This window comes from Streptomyces sp. NPDC088254, assembly GCF_044740925.1.
Taxonomy (GTDB): domain Bacteria; phylum Actinomycetota; class Actinomycetes; order Streptomycetales; family Streptomycetaceae; genus Streptomyces.
The window spans coordinates 288748-306344 of record NZ_JBIURQ010000003.1; the positions used below are offsets into that span (position 1 = coordinate 288748).

At 73.7% G+C, this 17597-nt stretch carries 13 protein-coding genes; 3 read left to right on the forward strand and 10 right to left on the reverse strand.

All coding sequences use genetic code 11. The features are described 5' to 3' along the window. Nucleotides 1-324: 324 nt before the first annotated feature. The 5 genes from ACIOC0_RS11840 to ACIOC0_RS11860 all read right to left on the reverse strand — a co-directional run bounded on the left by ACIOC0_RS11840 (nucleotide 325) and on the right by ACIOC0_RS11860 (nucleotide 7242). On the reverse strand, nucleotides 325-1446 hold the full coding sequence (locus tag ACIOC0_RS11840; protein WP_402154816.1) for an RNA polymerase sigma factor: 1122 nt from the start codon (nucleotides 1444-1446) through the stop codon (nucleotides 325-327). Between the two features lie 232 nt (nucleotides 1447-1678). Then, nucleotides 1679-3583, reverse strand: coding sequence for a DNA primase (gene dnaG / locus ACIOC0_RS11845; protein WP_402154818.1), 1905 nt, complete (start codon nucleotides 3581-3583; stop codon nucleotides 1679-1681). Nucleotides 3584-3640: 57 nt separating this feature from the next. Beyond that, nucleotides 3641-4906 carry an FAD-dependent oxidoreductase gene (locus ACIOC0_RS11850; protein ID WP_356687498.1) on the reverse strand — a complete coding sequence of 422 codons (1266 nt, stop codon included), beginning with the start codon at nucleotides 4904-4906 and terminating at the stop codon, nucleotides 3641-3643. 149 nt (nucleotides 4907-5055) lie between these two features. Then, a complete protein-coding gene (locus ACIOC0_RS11855) occupies nucleotides 5056-6351 on the reverse strand; it encodes a deoxyguanosinetriphosphate triphosphohydrolase (protein ID WP_402154820.1) in 1296 nt (431 codons plus the stop codon). Between the two features lie 57 nt (nucleotides 6352-6408). After that, on the reverse strand, nucleotides 6409-7242 hold the full coding sequence (locus ACIOC0_RS11860) for a sirohydrochlorin chelatase (RefSeq protein WP_402154822.1): 834 nt from the start codon (nucleotides 7240-7242) through the stop codon (nucleotides 6409-6411). A 201-nt stretch (nucleotides 7243-7443) separates the two neighbouring features. On the opposite strand from ACIOC0_RS11860, the gene ACIOC0_RS11865 reads away from it, so the two are divergent. Continuing rightward, the gene (locus ACIOC0_RS11865) at nucleotides 7444-8121 is read left to right on the forward strand and encodes a vancomycin high temperature exclusion protein (protein WP_130436895.1); all 678 of its coding nucleotides are present in this window, start codon (nucleotides 7444-7446) and stop codon (nucleotides 8119-8121) included. Between the two features lie 92 nt (nucleotides 8122-8213). On the opposite strand, the gene ACIOC0_RS11870 is transcribed toward ACIOC0_RS11865, so the two are convergent. The 3 genes from ACIOC0_RS11870 to ACIOC0_RS11880 are packed head-to-tail and all read right to left on the reverse strand — an operon-like array spanning nucleotide 8214 to nucleotide 11835. Then, entirely contained in the window at nucleotides 8214-8981 is a 768-nt protein-coding gene (locus ACIOC0_RS11870) for an enoyl-CoA hydratase-related protein (protein WP_402154824.1), read from the reverse strand. A gap of 17 nt (nucleotides 8982-8998) precedes the next feature. Further along, complete coding sequence (locus tag ACIOC0_RS11875; protein WP_402154826.1) at nucleotides 8999-10321, reverse strand: hypothetical protein; 1323 nt, start codon at nucleotides 10319-10321, stop codon at nucleotides 8999-9001. Continuing rightward, nucleotides 10318-11835, reverse strand: coding sequence for an amino acid adenylation domain-containing protein (locus ACIOC0_RS11880; RefSeq protein ID WP_402154828.1), 1518 nt, complete (start codon nucleotides 11833-11835; stop codon nucleotides 10318-10320). Before ACIOC0_RS11880 ends, ACIOC0_RS11875 begins: the two co-directional genes overlap by 4 nt. 333 nt (nucleotides 11836-12168) lie before the next feature. Between ACIOC0_RS11880 and ACIOC0_RS11885 the strand changes: the two genes are divergently transcribed. Beyond that, nucleotides 12169-14265 (forward strand): molybdopterin oxidoreductase family protein, encoded by a 2097-nt coding sequence (locus tag ACIOC0_RS11885; RefSeq protein ID WP_402154830.1) that lies wholly within the window; start codon nucleotides 12169-12171, stop codon nucleotides 14263-14265. A gap of 7 nt (nucleotides 14266-14272) precedes the next feature. Here the strand turns inward: ACIOC0_RS11885 and ACIOC0_RS11890 are convergent, their stop codons facing one another. Further along, complete coding sequence (locus tag ACIOC0_RS11890) at nucleotides 14273-15001, reverse strand: TetR/AcrR family transcriptional regulator (RefSeq protein WP_402154831.1); 729 nt, start codon at nucleotides 14999-15001, stop codon at nucleotides 14273-14275. Between the two features lie 228 nt (nucleotides 15002-15229). Here ACIOC0_RS11890 and ACIOC0_RS11895 point away from each other — a divergent pair, with 228 nt between their 5' ends. Further along, nucleotides 15230-16732, forward strand: a complete 1503-nt coding sequence (locus tag ACIOC0_RS11895; RefSeq protein ID WP_402154833.1) for an MFS transporter — start codon at nucleotides 15230-15232, stop codon at nucleotides 16730-16732. Nucleotides 16733-16837: 105 nt separating this feature from the next. Here ACIOC0_RS11895 and ACIOC0_RS11900 read toward each other — a convergent pair whose 3' ends face one another. Next, nucleotides 16838-17554, reverse strand: a complete 717-nt coding sequence (locus tag ACIOC0_RS11900) for a DUF6215 domain-containing protein (RefSeq protein ID WP_402154835.1) — start codon at nucleotides 17552-17554, stop codon at nucleotides 16838-16840. Between the last annotated feature and the right edge of the window lie 43 nt (nucleotides 17555-17597).

Here is a 17597-nt window from a genome sequence, read left to right on the forward strand (position 1 = left end):
GGTCGGGAGGCGTTTGCCGGCCCGGCTCGGTCGGGAGGGGTGGGCCGGCCCGGCTCGGTGGGGGTGGCGGCGGGCGGGATCGGCTCCGGTCGGCTGGTGAAGAGGTGCGGGGAGTTTCAGCCCGTCCGGCGGTCCCCCCTCTGGGGGAGTTTGAGGACGAGGCCCGTTCAGGGCCGGCAGCGGGGGTCTGGGGGCGGCAGCCCCCAGCGGGTCGACACCGGGGGTCCGGGGCGGCAGCCCCCAGAGGGTCGACACCCGGGGGGCTGTGGGCGGCGGCCCCCGGCGGGCCGGCAGCGGGGGTCCGGGGCGGCAGCCCCCGGGGGGTCAGTCCAGGTAGCCGCGGAGTTGGTCGGCGTAGGCGTGGTCACGGAGCTTGCCTAGGGTCTTGGACTCGATCTGGCGTATCCGCTCCCGGGTGACGCCGAAGATCCCGCCGATCTCCTCCAGGGTGCGCGGGCGGCCGTCGGCGAGACCGTAGCGGAGCTGGACGACCTTGCGCTCACGCTCGCCGAGCGTGGACAGCACCGCCTCCAGGTGCTGCCGCAGCAGCAGGAACGCCGCCGACTCCACGGGGCTCGCCGCGTCCCCGTCCTCGATGAGGTCGCCGAGGGCCACGTCGTCCTCCTCGCCCACCGGCGCGTGCAGCGACACCGGCTCCTGGGCCAGCCGCAGCACCTCGCCGACCCGCTCCGGCGCGAGGTCGAGGTGGGCGGCGACCTCGTCGGCGGTCGGTTCGTACCCCCGCTCCTGCAGCATGCGCCGCTGCACCCGCACGACCCGGTTGATCAGTTCCACCACGTGCACGGGCACCCGTATGGTGCGGGCCTGGTCCGCGAGGGCCCGGGACATGGCCTGCCGGATCCACCAGGTGGCGTACGTGGAGAACTTGTAGCCGCGCGCGTAGTCGAACTTCTCGACCGCCCGGATCAGGCCCAGGTTGCCCTCCTGGACGAGGTCGAGCATGGTCAGGCCACGGCCGACGTACCGTTTCGCCACCGACACCACGAGCCGCAGGTTCGCCTCGATCAGGCGGCGCTTGGCCATCCGGCCCATGACGACGAGCCGGTCGAGGTCGAGCGCGAGGTCGCTGTCCAGGTCGGGGGTGCCGGTCAGCTTCTCCTCGGCGAACAGGCCGGCTTCGACGCGGCGGGCGAGCTCGACCTCCTCGGCGGCGGTGAGCAGCGGGATCCTGCCGATCTCACGGAGGTACTGGCGGAACAGGTCGGAGGAGGGGCCGGCGCTGTCCACGGCGCGGGGGGCGGGCGCCTCGGCGGGTTCGGGCGCGGCCTCGGGGGCGGCGGCCTCGGTGCCCTCGCTGTCCTCAGGGGCTGTGCCGTCCTCGGGGGCCTCCAGGGCCGCCAGGCCGTCCGTCTCGGCTTCCGGTTCCGTGCCGTCGGTGGACGCGTCGGTGCGCGTCCCGGTGTGGGTGAGGGTCTGGGTCTGCACGGGGGCGACCTCCAGGATTTTCGCTGCCGGAATGCGCGACAGCGGCTTCGGGGGCGGAGTCGGCGGCCTCGCCGCTGTCCGTCCCGTACGCGGTGAGCGGAACCGCGGGGTGTGGGACCCGTGGGGGGACGGACCGGCCGCGCTCCGAGGACTCAGGCACCGCAACCCAGTGTGGGGTACGACACATCGCCGCCACGAGGGGCGTGCGAGGACTTTTTGCGTCCCGCGAGGATCAGAGCGCCGCTGCGCCGTGTTCGCGCAGCGACTGGTCGTATTGCTGAAGGATCCACAGTTCGTTCTGCACGGCGGCCAGTTGGGCCGGATCGCCGCCGGCGGCCAGCCGGGCCAGCTGGGACTGGACGTCGCGCACGCGCCGCTCCACGGCCCGGCGGCGGACGGTGACCAGCTGGGCGCCGGCGTACACCTCGTCCACCGTCTTGCGCATGATCGCCTCCACCGCGAGTTCGGTGACCATCGCGCGGACGGCGTCGTCGGGGGCGGCCTCGCGGACGCGGACCAGGTAGTCCTGCGGGTCCTGGGTGCCGTACTCGGCGCCGCCCGCGTCCGCAATGGCCTGGCGCACGGCGGCGTAGGGGGCGGCGGTGAACTCGTCCACGCCGTAGGCGTCGAAGGCCGGGGAGACCAACTCGGGGCGCTGGAGGGCGAGTTTGAGGAGTTCGCGTTCGGTGGCGTAGACGGGGTTGCGCAGGGTGAGGGCGGGGCCGGTCACGGCGGGGCGGGGGGCGGCCTCGTACCGCTGGGGGCCGCGGCCGGCCGGCGCGGGACCGCCCTTGCCGCCGCGCTCGCGGGCCCAACGGGCCAGCTGTGCGACGCGTTTGACCACGAACTGGGTGTCCAGGATGCCGAGCATGCCGGCGAGCTGCACGGCGACCTCGTGCTGGGCGCCGCTGTTCTTGATGCGGGCGACGACGGGCGCGGCCTCGTCGAGGGCGGCGGCCCGGCCGGCGGGGGTGTCGAGGTCGTAGCGGACGACGATCTGGCGCAGCGCGAACTCGAAGAGGGGGGTGCGGGGTTCGACCAGGTCGGCGACGGCGTCGTCGCCCTTGGTCAGGCGCAGGTCGCAGGGGTCCATGCCGTCGGGGGCGATGGCGATGTAGGTCTCGGCGGCGAACTTCTGGTCGTCCTCGAAGGCCCGCAGGGCGGCCTTCTGGCCGGCGGCGTCGCCGTCGAAGGTGAAGATGACGCGGGCGGAGCCGTTGTCCATGAGCAGCCGGCGCAGGATCTTGATGTGCTCGCCGCCGAAGGCGGTGCCGCAGGTCGCGATGGCCGTGGTCACCCCGGCGAGGTGGCAGGCCATGACGTCGGTGTAGCCCTCGACGACGACGGCGCGGGAGGACTTGGCGATGTCCTTCTTCGCGAGGTCGATGCCGTAGAGCACCTGGGACTTCCTGTAGATCGCCGTGTCGGGCGTGTTGAGGTACTTGGGCCCGTTGTCCGCCTCGTAGAGCTTGCGGGCGCCGAAGCCGACGACGTCGCCCCCGATGTCGCGGATGGGCCACATCAGCCGGCCCCGGAAGCGGTCGATGGGGCCGCGGCGGCCCTCCTGGGCGAGGCCGGAGAGGATCAGCTCCTTGTCGCTGAAGCCCTTGCCGCGCAGGAAGCGGGTGAGGTGGTCCCAGCCCTGGGGGCTGTAGCCGACGCCGAAGTGGACGGCGGCGGCCTGGTCGAAGCCGCGCTCGGCGAGGAAGATCCGGCCGGTGTCGGCCTCGGGACTGAGGGCGAGCTGCTCCGCGTACCAGTCGGCGGCGATCTTGTGGGCCTCGACCAGGCGGATGCGTTCGCCGCGCTGGTGGGAGGGGTTGTAGCCGCCCTCCTCGTAGCGCAGGGTGACGCCGGCCTGGGCGGCGAGGCGCTCGACGGCCTCGGAGAAGGTGAGGTGGTCGACCTTCATCACGAACGTGATGGTGTCGCCGCCCTCCTGGCAGCCGAAGCAGTGGAAGAGCCCCTTGCTGGGGCTGACCTGGAAGGACGGCGACTTCTCGTCGTGGAACGGGCACAGCCCTTTGAGGTTGCCGCCGCCCGCGTTGCGCAGCTGGAGGTACTCGGACACGACGGCGTCGATCGGGACCGCGTCCCGTACCGCCTTCACGTCCTCATCATTGATCCGCCCAGCCACGCGTGAATTCTACGGGGCCGGGACGGTCGCTCATCGGGCGCGCCGCCGCTGCGGCGGTCAGGGCGCGAGGCCGTCCAGCGGGACGTGGGGGTCGGCCAGCGCGTCCGCGTCGACGCGGGCACCCGAGCGGATCAGTTTCTGGATCGCCTCTGTGACGTCCCACACGTTGACGTTCATCCCGGCCAGCACCCGCCCCTCGCGGAGCCAGAACGCGATGAACTCGCGCTTGCCCGCGTCCCCGCGGATGACCACCTCGTCGTACGTTCCCGGCGGCGCCCAGCCGCTGTACTCCATGCCCAGGTCGTACTGGTCGGTGAAGAAGTAGGGCACGCGGTCGTAGGCGACGTCCTGGCCGAGCATCGCGCGGGCGGCGACCGGGCCGCCGTTGAGGGCGTTGGCCCAGTGCTCCACGCGCAGCGTGGTGTCGAAGAGGCCGAGCGGGAAGGACGCGACGTCGCCGGCGGCGAAGATGTCGGGGTCGGAGGTGCGCAGGCTCGCGTCCACGGCGACGCCGCCCCCGTGGGCCCGGTCGGCGAGCCGCAGGCCGGCCGCCTCGGCGAGCGCGGTGCGGGGGGCGGCTCCGATCGCGGCGAGCACGTCGTGCGCGGGGTGCTCCTCGCCGTCGTCGGTGCGGGCCGCGAGGACCATGCCGTCCTGGCCGACGATCTCGGTCAGCCGGACGCCGAAGCGGAAGCGGACCCCGTGGTCGCGGTGCAGCTCGGCGAAGACGTTGCCGAGCTCGGGGCCGAGGACGCCGTGCAGCGGGGTCGGTTCCGGCTCCACGACGGTGACCTCGGCGCCGTACTCGCGGGCCGCCGCCGCGATCTCCAGGCCGATCCAGCCCGCGCCGGCGATCACGATGTGGCCGTTGTCGCGGCCGAGGGCGGCGAGGACGCCCTTGAGGCGTTCGGCGTGGGCGATGCGGCGCAGATGGTGGACGCCGGCGAGGTCGGTGCCGGGGATGTCCAGGCGGCGCGGTTCGGCACCGGTGGCCAGGAGCAGCTTGTCGTAGTGGACGAGGGTGCCGTCGTCGCCGAAGCGGACGGTCTTGGCGGCGCGGTCGACGGCGTCGACGGTCTGGCCGAGGTGGAGCTCGACGTCGTTCTGCGCGTACCAGGCGGGCTCGTGCACGAAGACGCTCTCGCGGGGTTCCTTGCCGAGGAGGTAGCCCTTGGACAGCGGTGGCCGCTCGTAGGGGTGGTCCCGTTCGTCGCAGATCAGTATCACCCGGCCGGTGAAGCCCTCCGTCCGGAGCGTCTCGGCCGCCTTGGCGCCGGCCAGGCCTCCTCCGACGATGACGAATGTCTGATCCGCGTCGACCACGTGATGCCTCCTACGGGGGTCCGGGGGGTGGCCCTCCAGTGAAAACTGCTCGTTCCGCCACACGAGCCTCCCGCACGGCGGGTGAGGGGGGAAGAGGGAGTGGCCCGATCAGGCCACGTTGGGTCACTTACGAGTCAGATCCGGCGTTTTCAGGTGCGGGTGGTGAGCCGCGCGTGCAAGGAGCGGGCGGAGGCGTCGGTGAGGGAGGCGACCTGGTCGACGATCACCCGCTTGCGGGCGCGGTCGTCGGGCGCCTGCTCGAACAGGGCGCGGAACTGGGGGTCGAGGTCGTCGGGGGCGCGGGCGGTGAGCGCCTCGGCGAGCTCGGTGATGACGACGCGCTGGTCGGCGCGGAGCAGTTCCTGTTCGGCGCGCTGCATCACGTACCGGTCGGCGACGGCCTTGAGGACCGCGCACTCCAGCCGGGTCTCGTGCGGTACGACGAGTTCGGCCCCGTAGCGGGTGAGGCGCCCGTGGCCGTGGCGCGCGCGGGTGGCGGTCTCGGCGGCGAGGCAGAAGCGGCCGATGAGCTGGCTGGTGGCGTCCTTGAGTCGGGCCTGGGCGACGGCGGTGCCGTCGTAGCCGTGCGGCCACCACTCCTGGGCCTGGAGCCGGTCGAGGGCGGCGGCGAGTTCGGCCGGGTCGGTGCCGGCGGGGACGTAGCGGCCCACCGCGACGCGGAAGACCTCCTGGCGTTCCGGTTCGGCGTGCAGGCTGGCGGGGTCGACGTGGCCGGCGTGCAGGCCGTCCTCGACGTCGTGCACCGAGTAGGCGACGTCGTCGGACCAGTCCATGACCTGGGCCTCGAAGCAGGTGCGGGTGCCGGGGGCGTGCTCGCGGACCCAGTCGAACACGGGCCGGTCGTCCTCGTACACGCCGAACTTCGGGGAGGCCGGGTCGGTGGGGTGGGCGCCGCGCGGCCAGGGGTACTTGGTGGCGGCGTCGAGGGTGGCACGGGTGAGGTTGAGGCCGACGGAGCCCTCGGCGGTGAACCGTTTGGGCTCGATGCGGGTGAGGAGCCGCAGGGACTGGGCGTTGCCCTCGAAGCCGCCGCAGTCGTGGGCGTAGTCGTTCAGGGCCTGTTCGCCGTTGTGGCCGAACGGGGGGTGCCCGAGGTCGTGGGAGAGGCAGGCCGCTTCGACGAGGTCGGGGTCGCAGCCGAGGGCGGCGCCGAGTTCACGGCCGACCTGGGCGCACTCCAGGGAGTGGGTGAGGCGGGTGCGCGGTGTGGCGTCCCAGGCGGGGCTGTCGGCGGCCCCGGGGGTGACGACCTGCGTCTTGCCGGCGAGCCTGCGCAGCGCGGAGGAGTGCAGGATGCGGGCGCGGTCTCGCTGGAAGGCCGTGCGGCCCGGGCGTTTGTCGGGCTCGGCCGCCCAGCGGGCCACTGACGTGGGGTCGTAGGGGCCGGGCGAGGTGGGGGGCGTGGTGCCTGCGGTGCCTTCCATGCCCTGAACAGTAGAGGCAGCCGGTGACGGCCGGGGGGTGTGGGGCGGGCGCTGGTCTCAGGCGGAGGCCAGGTGGGGGGTGGTGCGGGCCGGGGCGGCGGTCGCCTGGTCGTAGCGGTGCAGGACGAGGCGGGCCATCGCCTCGTGAGGGCCGAGGGGGGCCGCGGCCGGGCCGGGGGCGGCCGCGGCGGACTCCGTGGCGAAGCGGCCGGGGGCCGTGAAGTAGGAGGCGACGGCGACGCGGTGGCGGCCCCGGGCGGTCAGGGCCTCTACCGCCAGGGGGACGGTGGGGGCCGACGTGGTGGCGTAGGCGGGGACGACGGGGACGCCGAGGCGGGCGGACAGCAGCCGGGCGGTGCGGCCGGTGTCGACGGCCGCCTCGGGGTCGCGGGAGCCGGCCGCGGCGAGGACCACGGCGCTCGTGCGGCGCTCGGCGTCGGACGTCGGGGCGCGCCAGCCGGCCTCGGTGAGGCGGGCGTGGAGGGCATCCACGAGGAGGGGGTGCGGGCCGAGCGGCGCGGCCACGCGCGTGCGTACGCGAGCGGCCGCGGCCGTCTCGGGGATGTCGCGCTTGACGTGGTAGCCGCGGCTGAGCAGCAGGGGGACGAGGACGGCGTCGGCGGTGTCCGTCGCGTCGAGCCGGGCGAGGGTGTCGGTCAGCAGGGGCTCGTTCAGTTCGATGTGCCCGAGGTGGACGGGCAGCTCCGGGCGCAGGGCGCGCACGCGGTCGAGGAGCGCGTGCACGGTGCTCAGGGCACGCGGGTCCCGGCTGCCGTGGGCGACGGCGACGAGCGCGGGCGGGCCGGGCCGGCGGCGGCCGTCCGTCCCCGGCCGGGGCGCAGGCCGCACGAGGCCGATCCGGGCGGCGGACTGGGAGCTGATCCGGTTCATGGACCGATCCTCGCGGTGCGGGATTGCGTTTCCGTTGCGTGACCGTCACGGGTGTTTTCCGGCGCTTCACGGCGGGGGCGGGGGCGGTGTGAGGAAGCGCGAGGGCTGCGGGCGGAGTGAACCGGAGCGGGGCGGGGCGCGTCCTCCCAGGTGAGGGGCGATCGCCGGGCGCCGGGTCCGGGATCGGGGACGGGGGCAGGGATGAGGTTCCGTCGGCCGAGGCTGCCGCGCACTCGTGCGGGCCGACGGCGGCTGGTGCAGGGCGTGATGGCGGCGTGCGTCCTCGGGCTGCTGCCGTCGACCTGGCTGTACGTGTCGACGGCGGACCGGCTGCGCACGACGGCCGACGCGCCGCGCACCGACGTCGCGGTCGTGTTCGGTGCGGGCCTGTGGCGCGGCGGGCCCTCGCCGTACCTCGCGCGCCGGCTGGACGCGGCGGCCGAGCTGTACCGGGACGGGCGGGTGAAGGTCGTCCTCGTCACCGGCGACAACAGCCGGGAGGACTACGACGAGCCCGACGCGATGCGGACGTATCTGACGCGGCACGGCGTCCCGGACGCCCGGATCGTCAGCGACTACGCCGGCTTCGACACCTGGGACTCCTGTGTGCGCGCCAAGAAGATCTTCGGCGTGGACAGGGCCGTCCTCATCAGCCAGGGTTTCCACATCCGGCGGGCGGTCGCGCTGTGCCGGGAGGCGGGCGTGGCGTCGTACGGCATCGGCGTGAGCGACGAGCACGACGTCACCTGGTACTACGGCGGCACCCGGGAGATCTTCGCGGCGGGCAAGGCGGCGCTGGACGCCCTGTTCGAACCGGACCCCCGGTTCCTCGGCCCGCGGGAACCGGGAGTGGCGCGGGCCCTGGCCTCGGCGGGGTAGCCGGGCGGTCCCGGGCGGGACGGCAGCGGCGGCGGGGCCTTACCCGCCGCACACGTGCGCCGACGCCCGCCGACGCCGCGTCCCGCCGTTCGTCACCTCCCCCGGAAGGCCGGCGCCCGCTTCTCCAGGAACGCGGTCATGCCCTCCTTCTGGTCCTCCGTCGCGAACAGGGCGTGGAAGGAGCGGCGTTCGAATCGGATGCCGTCGCGCAGGCCGCTCTCCAGGGCCCGGTCGACGCACTCGCGGGCGGCGCGCACCGCCGCGCGGCCGTACGAGGCGACGGTCCGGGCCACTTCGAGGGCCTCGGGCAGGACCCGGTCGTCCGGCACGACCCGCGAGACGAGCCCGCAGTCCCCCGCCTCGCGGGCGCTCATGGTGCGGCCGGTGAGGATCAGGTCCATCGCCTTGGCACGGCCGACGAGCCGGGTCAGGCGCTGGGTGCCGCCGATGCCCGGGATGACCCCGAGCTTGATCTCCGGCTGGCCGAACACCGCGGACTCCCCCGCGATCACCAGGTCGCACATCATCGCCAGTTCGCAGCCGCCGCCCAGTGCCACGCCGTTCACGGCCGCGATCTTCGGGAGGCGCAGGTCGGCGAACTCCTCCCAGGCGGCGAAATAGTCCTCCGCCGCCATCTCCACGGCCGTCCTGCCGGCCATCTCCCTGATGTCGGCGCCGGCCGCGAAGGCCTGCTCGGAGCCGGTGACGACGAGGCATCCGACGCCGGGGTCCCGCTCCAACGGGCTCAGGGCGTCGAGGAGTTCGGCGAGCAGGTCGCCGCTGAGCGCGTTGCGGACGTGCGGGCGGTGCAGCCGGACGGTCACGACCGCGCCGTGGCGTTCGAGCTTGAGGTGATTCATGTCGACCTCCTGTGGGTCTACGAGTCCCAGATCGCGCCGTACGCGGGGATGCCCCGCCGTTCCAGGCCGTGCACGACCTGCCAGGTCAGCTTCTTGTTGGAGATGCAGATCACGGCCTCCGCGCCGAAATCCCGGTAGGCGGCGTAGGCGAGGCGCACCATGTCGGGTTTGCCGTGCCGGGAGGTGTCCCAGACGACGGCGTCCGGCTGGACGGCGAGGATCTCCTCGACGAGGGCGTCGCCGTAGGTGGTGCGGGGGTCGCGGGTCGCCCAGACCAGGCGGGAGGGGACCTCCGCGGCGAGCAGGTGGGGCAGGCAGGGGCCGATGCCGCTGCCGGTCGCCACGTAGACGACCCTTTTGAAGAGGACCTCGATGTTGGCGACCCCGGCGGTGGTGATGCCCTTGACCCAGACGCGGGAGGGCAGGTCGTCGATGAAGGCGCCGGTCCAGTCGCCGGCGCGGGAGACGGTGAGCCGGAAGCCGGTCCGGCCGGGCTCCGGGACGTTGGCGAAGGAGTGCCACTCCGTCCACGGGCTGCGGCTGATGGCGGTGGAGGAGCCGGCGAAGGGGGTCTCGCCGTAGTCGAAGCGGGCCAGCGCCACATGGGCTGAGGGGCGTTCGACCCGGACGTCGACCTTGCGCAGCCGCAGCCAGGGCAGGGCGATGCTGAAGGTGACGAGCGCGAGGACGGTCACCGGCACCGGGCCGGCGTCGGTCAGCAGGGTGTGGGTCCAGAAGAGGGCGAGGGCGCTCCAGCCGCCGAAGCGGTGGATCTTCTCGAAGTGGTCGTGGTGGCGGGAGCGGAAGGGCGGCAGGGCGGTGGCGACGATGACGGCGAGGAGGGCGACCAGCGTCCAGCCGACGTACGTCTCGGGCCGCCGGGAGCCGTCCGCGCCGGTTCTGACGGTCAGGGCGAGGAACCAGACCGTCCCGGCGAGCGCCCCGCCGACGTGCAGTCCGCCGAAGTGGTAGACCTTGCCGAGGGTCCAGCGCAGCCGCAGCGGCCAGGTCGTGGGGGCGGCGGTCGCCAGCCGGAAGAACAGGTTGACGACGTACTGCTGGCGGACCAGGACGGCGAGCGCGAGGTCGGCGAGGGCCGCGTGGGCGAGGGTGCGGTCGGTGAGCGGCCAGGCGGCCCACGCGAAGGCGGCGTTGACGAGGAGGACCAGGGCCGCCAGGCGGTTGTGGTGCATCAGGCGGGGGTGTTTGAGGAGGCGGCGCGCCCGGGACGTGAGCGGGGGGAGCGCGACGGCTTCCTCCGCAGTGCCCCCGGGCGAGCCGGACGCGGCGGTGGCGCCGGACGCGGCGGTCGTCGGGCGGCGGTCGTGGGCGGTGGTCATCGGGTCACCGCCGTGCGCTCCCGGGCCAGCCGCAGCAGCGACTGCTTGTCGATCTTCCCCCGGTCCGTCTCCGGCAGGAATGGCAGGGGCATGACATTTTCGGGCACGCAGTAGTAGGGCAGCGCCTCGGCGACCGCGCGGCGGGCCGCGTCGGGGTCGACGCCGGCCGGGCTGACGAAGGAGACCAGGCTGCGGTCGTCGCGCTTGAGCGTCACCGCGCGGGCGCAGCCGGGCAGCCGCTCCAGGACGGCGGAGACGGAGTCGAGTTCGACGCGGAAGCCGCGCACCTTGACCTGGTCGTCGGTGCGGCCGAGGTGTTCGAGCTGTCCGTCGGGGGTCCAGCGGCCGAGATCGCGGGTGCGGAACATCCGGCGGCCGCCGCCGAGGAAGGGGTCGGGGGCGTAGCGCTCGGCGTTGAGCGCGTCGTCGCCGAGGTAGCCGGCCGAGACGCAGTCGCCGCCCGCCCACATCTCGCCGGTCTCGCCGATGGGCAGGGGCCGGCGGTCGGCGTCCAGGACGTACACGGTGTTGTTGGGTGTGGGGCGGCCGATCGTCAGGAGCGGCGCACAGGGGTCGTGGCGGCTCATCGTGTTGACGATGGTCGTCTCCGTCGGGCCGCAGCAGTTGTGGAAGGCCGCCCTGCGCGCCCACGCGTCCGCGAGCGGGCGGGGGCAGGGCTCCCCGGCGACGGCCACCGCGCGCACCCGGGGGCAGGCCGCGGGGTCGATGCCGGACAGCACGGTCGGGGTGGCGATCAGGACGGTGGCGGTGCGGGCGGCGGCGGGGATGTCCTCGCCGCGGACGACGAGGGTGGCGCCGTGGGCGAGGCAGCCGAGGATCTCCCAGGCGGCCATGTCGAAGGCCACGTTGAGGAGTTGGGCCACACGGTCGCCGGGGCGGATACCGAGGGCGCCGGGTTCGGTGAGCAGGATGTTGGCGACGTTGCGGTGGGTGACCTTCACTCCGTTGGGGCGGCCGGTGGTGCCGGAGGTGAACAGGACGTAGCAGCCGGCGTCGGGCGAGGGGGCCGGGAGCGGGCCGGCGGATTCGTACGGCAGCGGCTCGTCGAGGGCGATCACCCGCGGGCCCCTCGGCACCCGCTGGGCGTGTTCGGCCCGGGTGAGGACGATCCGGAGGGCGGCGGCGCGGACCACGTGGGCGAGCTGGGCGGCGGGCGCGAGGCCGATGTCCTGGGGGACGTAGGCGGCGCCCGCCTTCAGGACGCCGAGCAGGCCGACCAGCATCGGCAGGGAGCGGCGCACGAAGAGGCCGACGTGGTCGCCGGGGCGGACGCCCTCGCGGACGAGGCGGGCGGCGAGGGCATCGGCCCGGCGGTTCAGCTCGCCGTAGGTGAGGAGCACGCCTTGATGTTCGGCGGCGACGGCGTGGGGCGCGGTGCGGGCGTGCCGTTCGACGGCGCGGTGGATCAGCGGGTCGGGGACGGGGACGACGGGGCCGTGGCCGTAACGGCGGAAGAGCCGCCGGTCGTGGGGGGTGAGGTGACGCAGAGGCATGGGGCGGACCTCCAGGCTGCTTCGAGAGTCGGTGACATGGCCGGGGGACGGCGGCATGCCCGTGGTGTCGAAAGCCGTGCGAGTGCCTTGCGCCGAACGACTGTAGTGGCGTCGGTTCAATCCTCAACTAGGTTCTACCGGCCAATTCTGCTACGAAATGAGCCACTTGTGTCGACTTCCGCAACAGGGGCAACTCCGGAGGTGTATGGCGGCAACCCACAGGTGGGCCGGGCCACGCCTCACGCCGGGCGGCCGGCGCCGGGGAGGGCACCACCACACCGCCGTAACAGGACGCCGCACGACGCGTAACACGGCCGACGCACGCTGGGGTGTATGGAGACCGCCTCGACGCCCACCCACTGCCCGTACTGCGCCCTGCAGTGCGGGATGGCCCTGTCGCCCCTGCCCACGGGGGGCGTCGAGGTGACAGAGCGGACCGCCTTCCCGGTGAACCGGGGCGCGCTGTGCGGCAAGGGCCGTACGGCGCCGGCGCTCCTGTCGTCCCGGGTGCGGCTGACCACCCCGCTGGTGCGCCGGAACGGCGAGCTGGCGCCCGCCGGCTGGGACGAGGCGCTCGACCTGATCGCCGGCGAGCTGGGCAGGATCCGCACGGAGCACGGTCCGGACGCGCTCGGGGTGTTCGGCGGGGGCGGGCTGACCAACGAGAAGGCCTACGCCCTCGGCAAGTTCGCGCGGGTCGTGCTCGGCACCTCGCAGATCGACTACAACGGGCGTTTCTGCATGTCCTCCGCGGCGGCCGGCGGGATCAAGGCCTTCGGCCTGGACCGCGGGCTGCCGTTCCCGCTGGAGGACGTCCCGCGGACCGGGTGCGTGATCCTCGTCGGGTCCAACCTCGCCGAGACCATGCCGCCGGCGCTGCGGTTCTTCCGTGAACTGCGGGACAACGGCGGCACGTTGATCGTCGTCGACCCGCGCCGCACCAGGACCGCCGAACAGGCCGACCTGCATCTGGCGCCCCGGCCGGGGACCGATCTGGCGCTCGCGCTCGGGCTGTTGCACCTCGTCGTCGCCGAGGGGCGGGTCGACGAGGGTTTCGTCCGCGAGCGGACGTCCGGCTGGGAGGACGCGCGGGCCGCAGCGATGGCCCACTGGCCGGAGTACGTGGAACGGATCACGGGGGTGTCCGTTCCGCAACTCCGGGAAGCCGTACGGCTGTTCTGCGAGCAGGAGGCGGCGATGGTGCTCACCGCCCGCGGCCCCGAGCAGCAGGCCAAGGGCACCGACACGGTCGGCGCGTGGATCAACCTGTGCCTGGCCACGGGCCGGGCCGGGCGCCCGCTGTCCGGGTACGGCTGCCTGACCGGGCAGGGCAACGGGCAGGGCGGGCGCGAACACGGCCAGAAGGCCGACCAGTTGCCCGGCTACCGCAAGCTGGACGACCCGGCGGCGCGGCGGCACGTGGCCGGCGTGTGGGGCGTGGACCCCGCCTCGCTGCCCGGGCCGGGACGCAGCGCGTACGAACTCCTGGACGCCCTGGGGCGGGACGTGCGGTCGCTGCTGCTGATGGGGTCGAACCCGGTGGTGTCCGCACCGCGCGCCGCGCACGTCGAGGAGCGGCTGAAGTCGCTCGACTTCCTCGCCGTCTGCGACGTGGTGCTGTCGGAGACGGCCGCCCTCGCCGACGTGGTGCTGCCCGTCACCCAGTGGGCGGAGGAGAGCGGCACCACGACCAGCCTGGAGGGCAGGGTGCTGCTGCGGCGGCAGGCGGTCAGCCCGCCGGAGGGCGTGCGCAGCGACCTCGAGGTCATGCACGGACTGGCGGCGCGGCTCGGGGTCGAGAAGGGCTTCCCGACCGACCCCGAGGAGGTCTTCGAGGAACTGCGCCGGGCGAGCGCGGGCGGCCCGGCGGACTACTCCGGGATCACCTACCGGCGGCTGGCGGAGGAGGACGGCGTGTTCTGGCCGTGCCCGGCGGACGCGGGCACTTCCGACGCGCCGCCCGTGCACCCCGGCACGCCCCGCCTGTTCCTCGACCGGTTCGCCACCCCCGACGGGCGGGCCCGGTTCGTGCCGGTGTCGCACCGGGCGGCGGCGGAGGAGCCCGACGCCGAGTACCCGGTGCTGCTGACCACCGGGCGGGTCCTGGCGCAGTACCAGTCCGGGGCCCAGACCCGCCGCGTGGACGAGCTGAACGCCGCCGCGCCCGGCCCGTTCGTCGAGCTGCACCCCCGGCTGGCGGCGCGGCTCGGGGCGGCCGAGGGCGACCCGGTCGCCGTGGTCTCCCGGCGGGGCCGGGCAGTGGCGCCGGCCAGGATCACCACCGGCATCCGGCCCGACACCGTCTTCATGCCCTTCCACTGGCCGGGCGAGGGCCGCGCCAACACGCTCACCAACCCGGCGCTGGACCCGACCTCGCGGATGCCGGAGTTCAAGGTGTGCGCGGTGCGGCTGGAGGCCGTGACCTCGTGAGCAACCCTCAGCGGGGCAGCCGCAGCGCGAGTCCGTCGAGGACGACCTCCAGGCCGTAGGCGAACTTGGCGTCGCGCAGGGCGGCCGGGTCGGCGGTGGCGGGCCCGGCGTCGGCGTAGGAGGCGGCGAGGTGGTCGTGTCCCGCGGCCGCTTCCTGGGCGGCCGGCATGAGGCGGGCGATGAACTCGGCCTCGGTCTGCCCGGAGCGGGCGACCGTGATCAGCCAGGCGCCCTCGGTGGTGCTCATCCCGATGACGTACGACAGGACGGTGTCGATCGCGCCGCTCGGCTCGGGGAAGCCCGCGTCGGCGAAGAGAGCGGCGAGGCGCTCCGAGTACGCCATGAGGTTGGGGCCCAGATAGGCCAGGCCCGCCTGGCCGAGGACCGAGGAGAGCCAGGGGTGGCGCAGGGCGGTGGCCCGGAACGAGGACGCCGCCCCGGTGACCGCGGCGCGCCAGTCGGACCCGGCGGGCGGTACGTGGATCTCGGCGGCGACCGCGTCCACGGCCAGCTCCATCAGCTCGTCCTTGGTGGCGACGTGCCGGTAGAGGGAGGTCGCGCCGGCGTTCAGGCGGGCGCCGAGCTTGCGCATGCTCAGGGCCTCCACACCGTCGGAGTCCAGCATCGCGATCGCCTCCCGCACGATCGCGTCCCGGCTGAGCGCGGGCTGTTCGGGCTCCCGGCGCTGCCGGGCCCAGACGGACGGGATGGGGTTCGGGTTCGCCTTGGCGGCCACGGCATCGGCTCCTTGTGCTCGTTCACGGTTACGCCGGCCTGAGGAGTCCTGACGCGGAGGGGACTGCGCGCGCCCTGCGGCGCACACTCCCGCGGACAGCTCCTGCGCACAACGTTCGCATGCAGCGTACAGAAATCAAGCCTTGCGCACATCGTTCCGTTCTGCGTACAGTGTGCGCATCGAAGGAACGGCGTTCGCAGCGCCGGTCAGGGAGCGAAGGGAAGCCCCATGGAAACCCGCAATCCACGCCGCTGGTGGATCCTCGTCGTGCTCTGCCTCAGCACGCTGGTGCTGGTCATCGACAGCATGGCGCTGACCGTGGCGGTGCCGTCGATGACGGGGGAGCTCGGAGCGAGCGCCCAGGACACCCAGTGGATCCTGGACTCCTACATCCTGGTCTTCGTGGGTCTGCTGCTGACCTCAGGCAGCCTGGGCGACCGGTTCGGCCGCCGGAAGGTGATGCTGGTCGGGCTGCTGCTCTTCGGAGCCGCCTCGCTGGCGGCGACCTTCTGCACCACCCCCGGAGAGGTGATCGCCTCCCGAGTCGCGATGGGCGTCGGCGGAGCGCTGATCATGCCGTCCACGCTGTCCATCCTCATCACCGTCTTCGACGAGGAGGAGCGCGGCAAGGCCATGGCGGCCTGGGGCTCGGTGTCGATGCTCGGCCTGGTCGGCAGCCCGGTGCTCGGCGGACTGCTGATCGACCACTTCTCCTGGCAGTCGATCTTCCTGATCAACGTCCCCGTCGTCGCCCTGGCCGTCGTCGCCGGCGTCACCCTCATGCCGGAGTCGAAGGGCCCGTACCGGAAGGCGGACCCGCTGGGCGCGGTGCTGTCGGCGGCGGGCATGACCGCGCTGGTCTGGTGGATCATCGAGATCCCGCAGCACGGCGCATTCACCGGCTGGGGCGGCGCCACCTTCGCGGCCGCGGTCGTCCTGCTCGCGGGCTTCGTGATCTGGGAGAACGTCACTCCCTCCCCCATGGTCCCGCTGGTCCTGTTCAAGCAGCGCAACTTCAGCGGTGGTTCCCTCTCGCTGACCCTGGTGCAGATCGGCAACGGCGGCCTGCTGCTCGTCCTCACCCAGTACCTGCAGTTCGTCCTCGGCTACTCCGCCCTCAAGGCCGGCCTCGCCTTCCTGCCCCTCGCCGTCACCGCGCTCATCGGCAACGGCGGCGGAGTCAAGCTCGCCGCGAAGATCGGCGACCGCTTCGTGATCCTCGCCGGCATGCTGGTGATGGCGGCCTCGTTCGCCCTGCTGACGACCGTCGAGGCGGACGGCGGCTTCACGGTCCCCGCGGTAGGCCTCGCCCTGCTCGGCCTCGGCGCCGGACTGGCGATGCCCGCGGCCGTCGCCGCCCTGATGGGCACCATCCCCGAGGACAAGGCGGGCGTCGGCTCGGCCCTCAACGACACCGTCCAGCAGGCCGGCACCGCCCTCGGCATCGCCATCCTGGGCTCGCTGCTCACCCACGGCTACCGGGCCGGGATGCCGGCCGACGCCCCCGAGCAGGCCCGCCACTCCATCGTCGGCGCCCTGGCGACGGCGGGCGACGACGCGAGCCTGGCGCAGGCCGCCCGCGAGGCGTTCACCTCCTCGATGACCACGACCTTCACCGTCAGCGCGGTGGGCGTGCTGGCGGCCGCGGTCCTGGCGACGCTGGTGATGCGCGACAAGAAGCCGGCGCCGCAGACGCAGGACACGCCTCAGGATGCCGAACTGGCCGCCTGAACCGCACGCCCCGCCGCCACGGCTTCCCACGCGCGAAAGGCCGGCACCCCGTCAGGGGGCCGGCCTTCCGGCTGTTTCCGCGCGGAAAGCGTCGCGGGCGAGCCGTCAGAGGACGGACTGCCAGCCGGGGATCGTGGGGAGCACCGTCTGCGCGACGCGCAGGAGCGCCGCGTCGTCGGGCGTCCCGGAGTCTTCGCGCCAGATGGCCACCTCGTAGGAGCCGCCGCCGTCCCTGGGATCCCGGGCGACCACCAGACAGCGGGCCACATGGCTGGGGGCGCTCTCGCTCTTGTCGCCGCGGATCTTGAACGCCATGGTCCGGTTCGAGTAGAGGACCGCCGGACGCCCGAGGACGGTCTGCTCCCGGGCGCCGCCGCCGAGCAGGCCGGCCATCCCGGACACGGGGTAGTCGTCGTAGGACGCCGACAGTTGCACGGTGTACGTGCTCAGCCCGACCTTCGCCTCGGGGCTCGGCCCGTCGCCGAGCGAGATGCCGTCGTCGGCGCTGCCGAGCGAGGTGGGCTTCTCCCCCGGGGTGCCGAGCAGCGCCGGCAGGTCCGGGCGGTTCAGCACCCGGCAGAGCTGGTTCCCGGTGAGGTGGTCGACCTTCTTCTTGCCGGCGGCGGGCGCGGAGGCGGTGGCCGACGCGGACGGCGTCGACGTCGAGCAGGTGAGCGTGCTCGCGCTGCTCTCCGAGGACGACTGCTGCATCACCCACAGGCCGCCGCCGAGCGCCCCCACCACCACGAACGCCGCGATGACCTGACCCCACGCGTTCGACGGGCCCCCGGAGCCCTCCGGTCTTCCCGAAACGTCCGCCATTACCGCCGGTACCCCCTGGTCATCCTGTGTCCCCTGACTCCCC

What these genes read in the sequence shown, in the direction of transcription:
- ACIOC0_RS11855 (WP_402154820.1), bottom strand. Translation starts at nt 6,351, where the DNA reads ATGGAAGGCACCGCAGGCACCACGCCCCCCACCTCGCCCGGCCCCTAC.
- ACIOC0_RS11860 (WP_402154822.1), bottom strand. Translation starts at nt 7,242, where the DNA reads ATGAACCGGATCAGCTCCCAGTCCGCCGCCCGGATCGGCCTCGTGCGG.
- ACIOC0_RS11865 (WP_130436895.1), top strand. Translation starts at nt 7,444, where the DNA reads ATGAGGTTCCGTCGGCCGAGGCTGCCGCGCACTCGTGCGGGCCGACGG.
- ACIOC0_RS11870 (WP_402154824.1), bottom strand. Translation starts at nt 8,981, where the DNA reads ATGAATCACCTCAAGCTCGAACGCCACGGCGCGGTCGTGACCGTCCGG.
- ACIOC0_RS11875 (WP_402154826.1), bottom strand. Translation starts at nt 10,321, where the DNA reads ATGACCACCGCCCACGACCGCCGCCCGACGACCGCCGCGTCCGGCGCC.
- ACIOC0_RS11880 (WP_402154828.1), bottom strand. Translation starts at nt 11,835, where the DNA reads ATGCCTCTGCGTCACCTCACCCCCCACGACCGGCGGCTCTTCCGCCGT.
- ACIOC0_RS11885 (WP_402154830.1), top strand. Translation starts at nt 12,169, where the DNA reads ATGGAGACCGCCTCGACGCCCACCCACTGCCCGTACTGCGCCCTGCAG.
- ACIOC0_RS11895 (WP_402154833.1), top strand. Translation starts at nt 15,230, where the DNA reads ATGGAAACCCGCAATCCACGCCGCTGGTGGATCCTCGTCGTGCTCTGC.
- ACIOC0_RS11900 (WP_402154835.1), bottom strand. Translation starts at nt 17,554, where the DNA reads ATGGCGGACGTTTCGGGAAGACCGGAGGGCTCCGGGGGCCCGTCGAAC.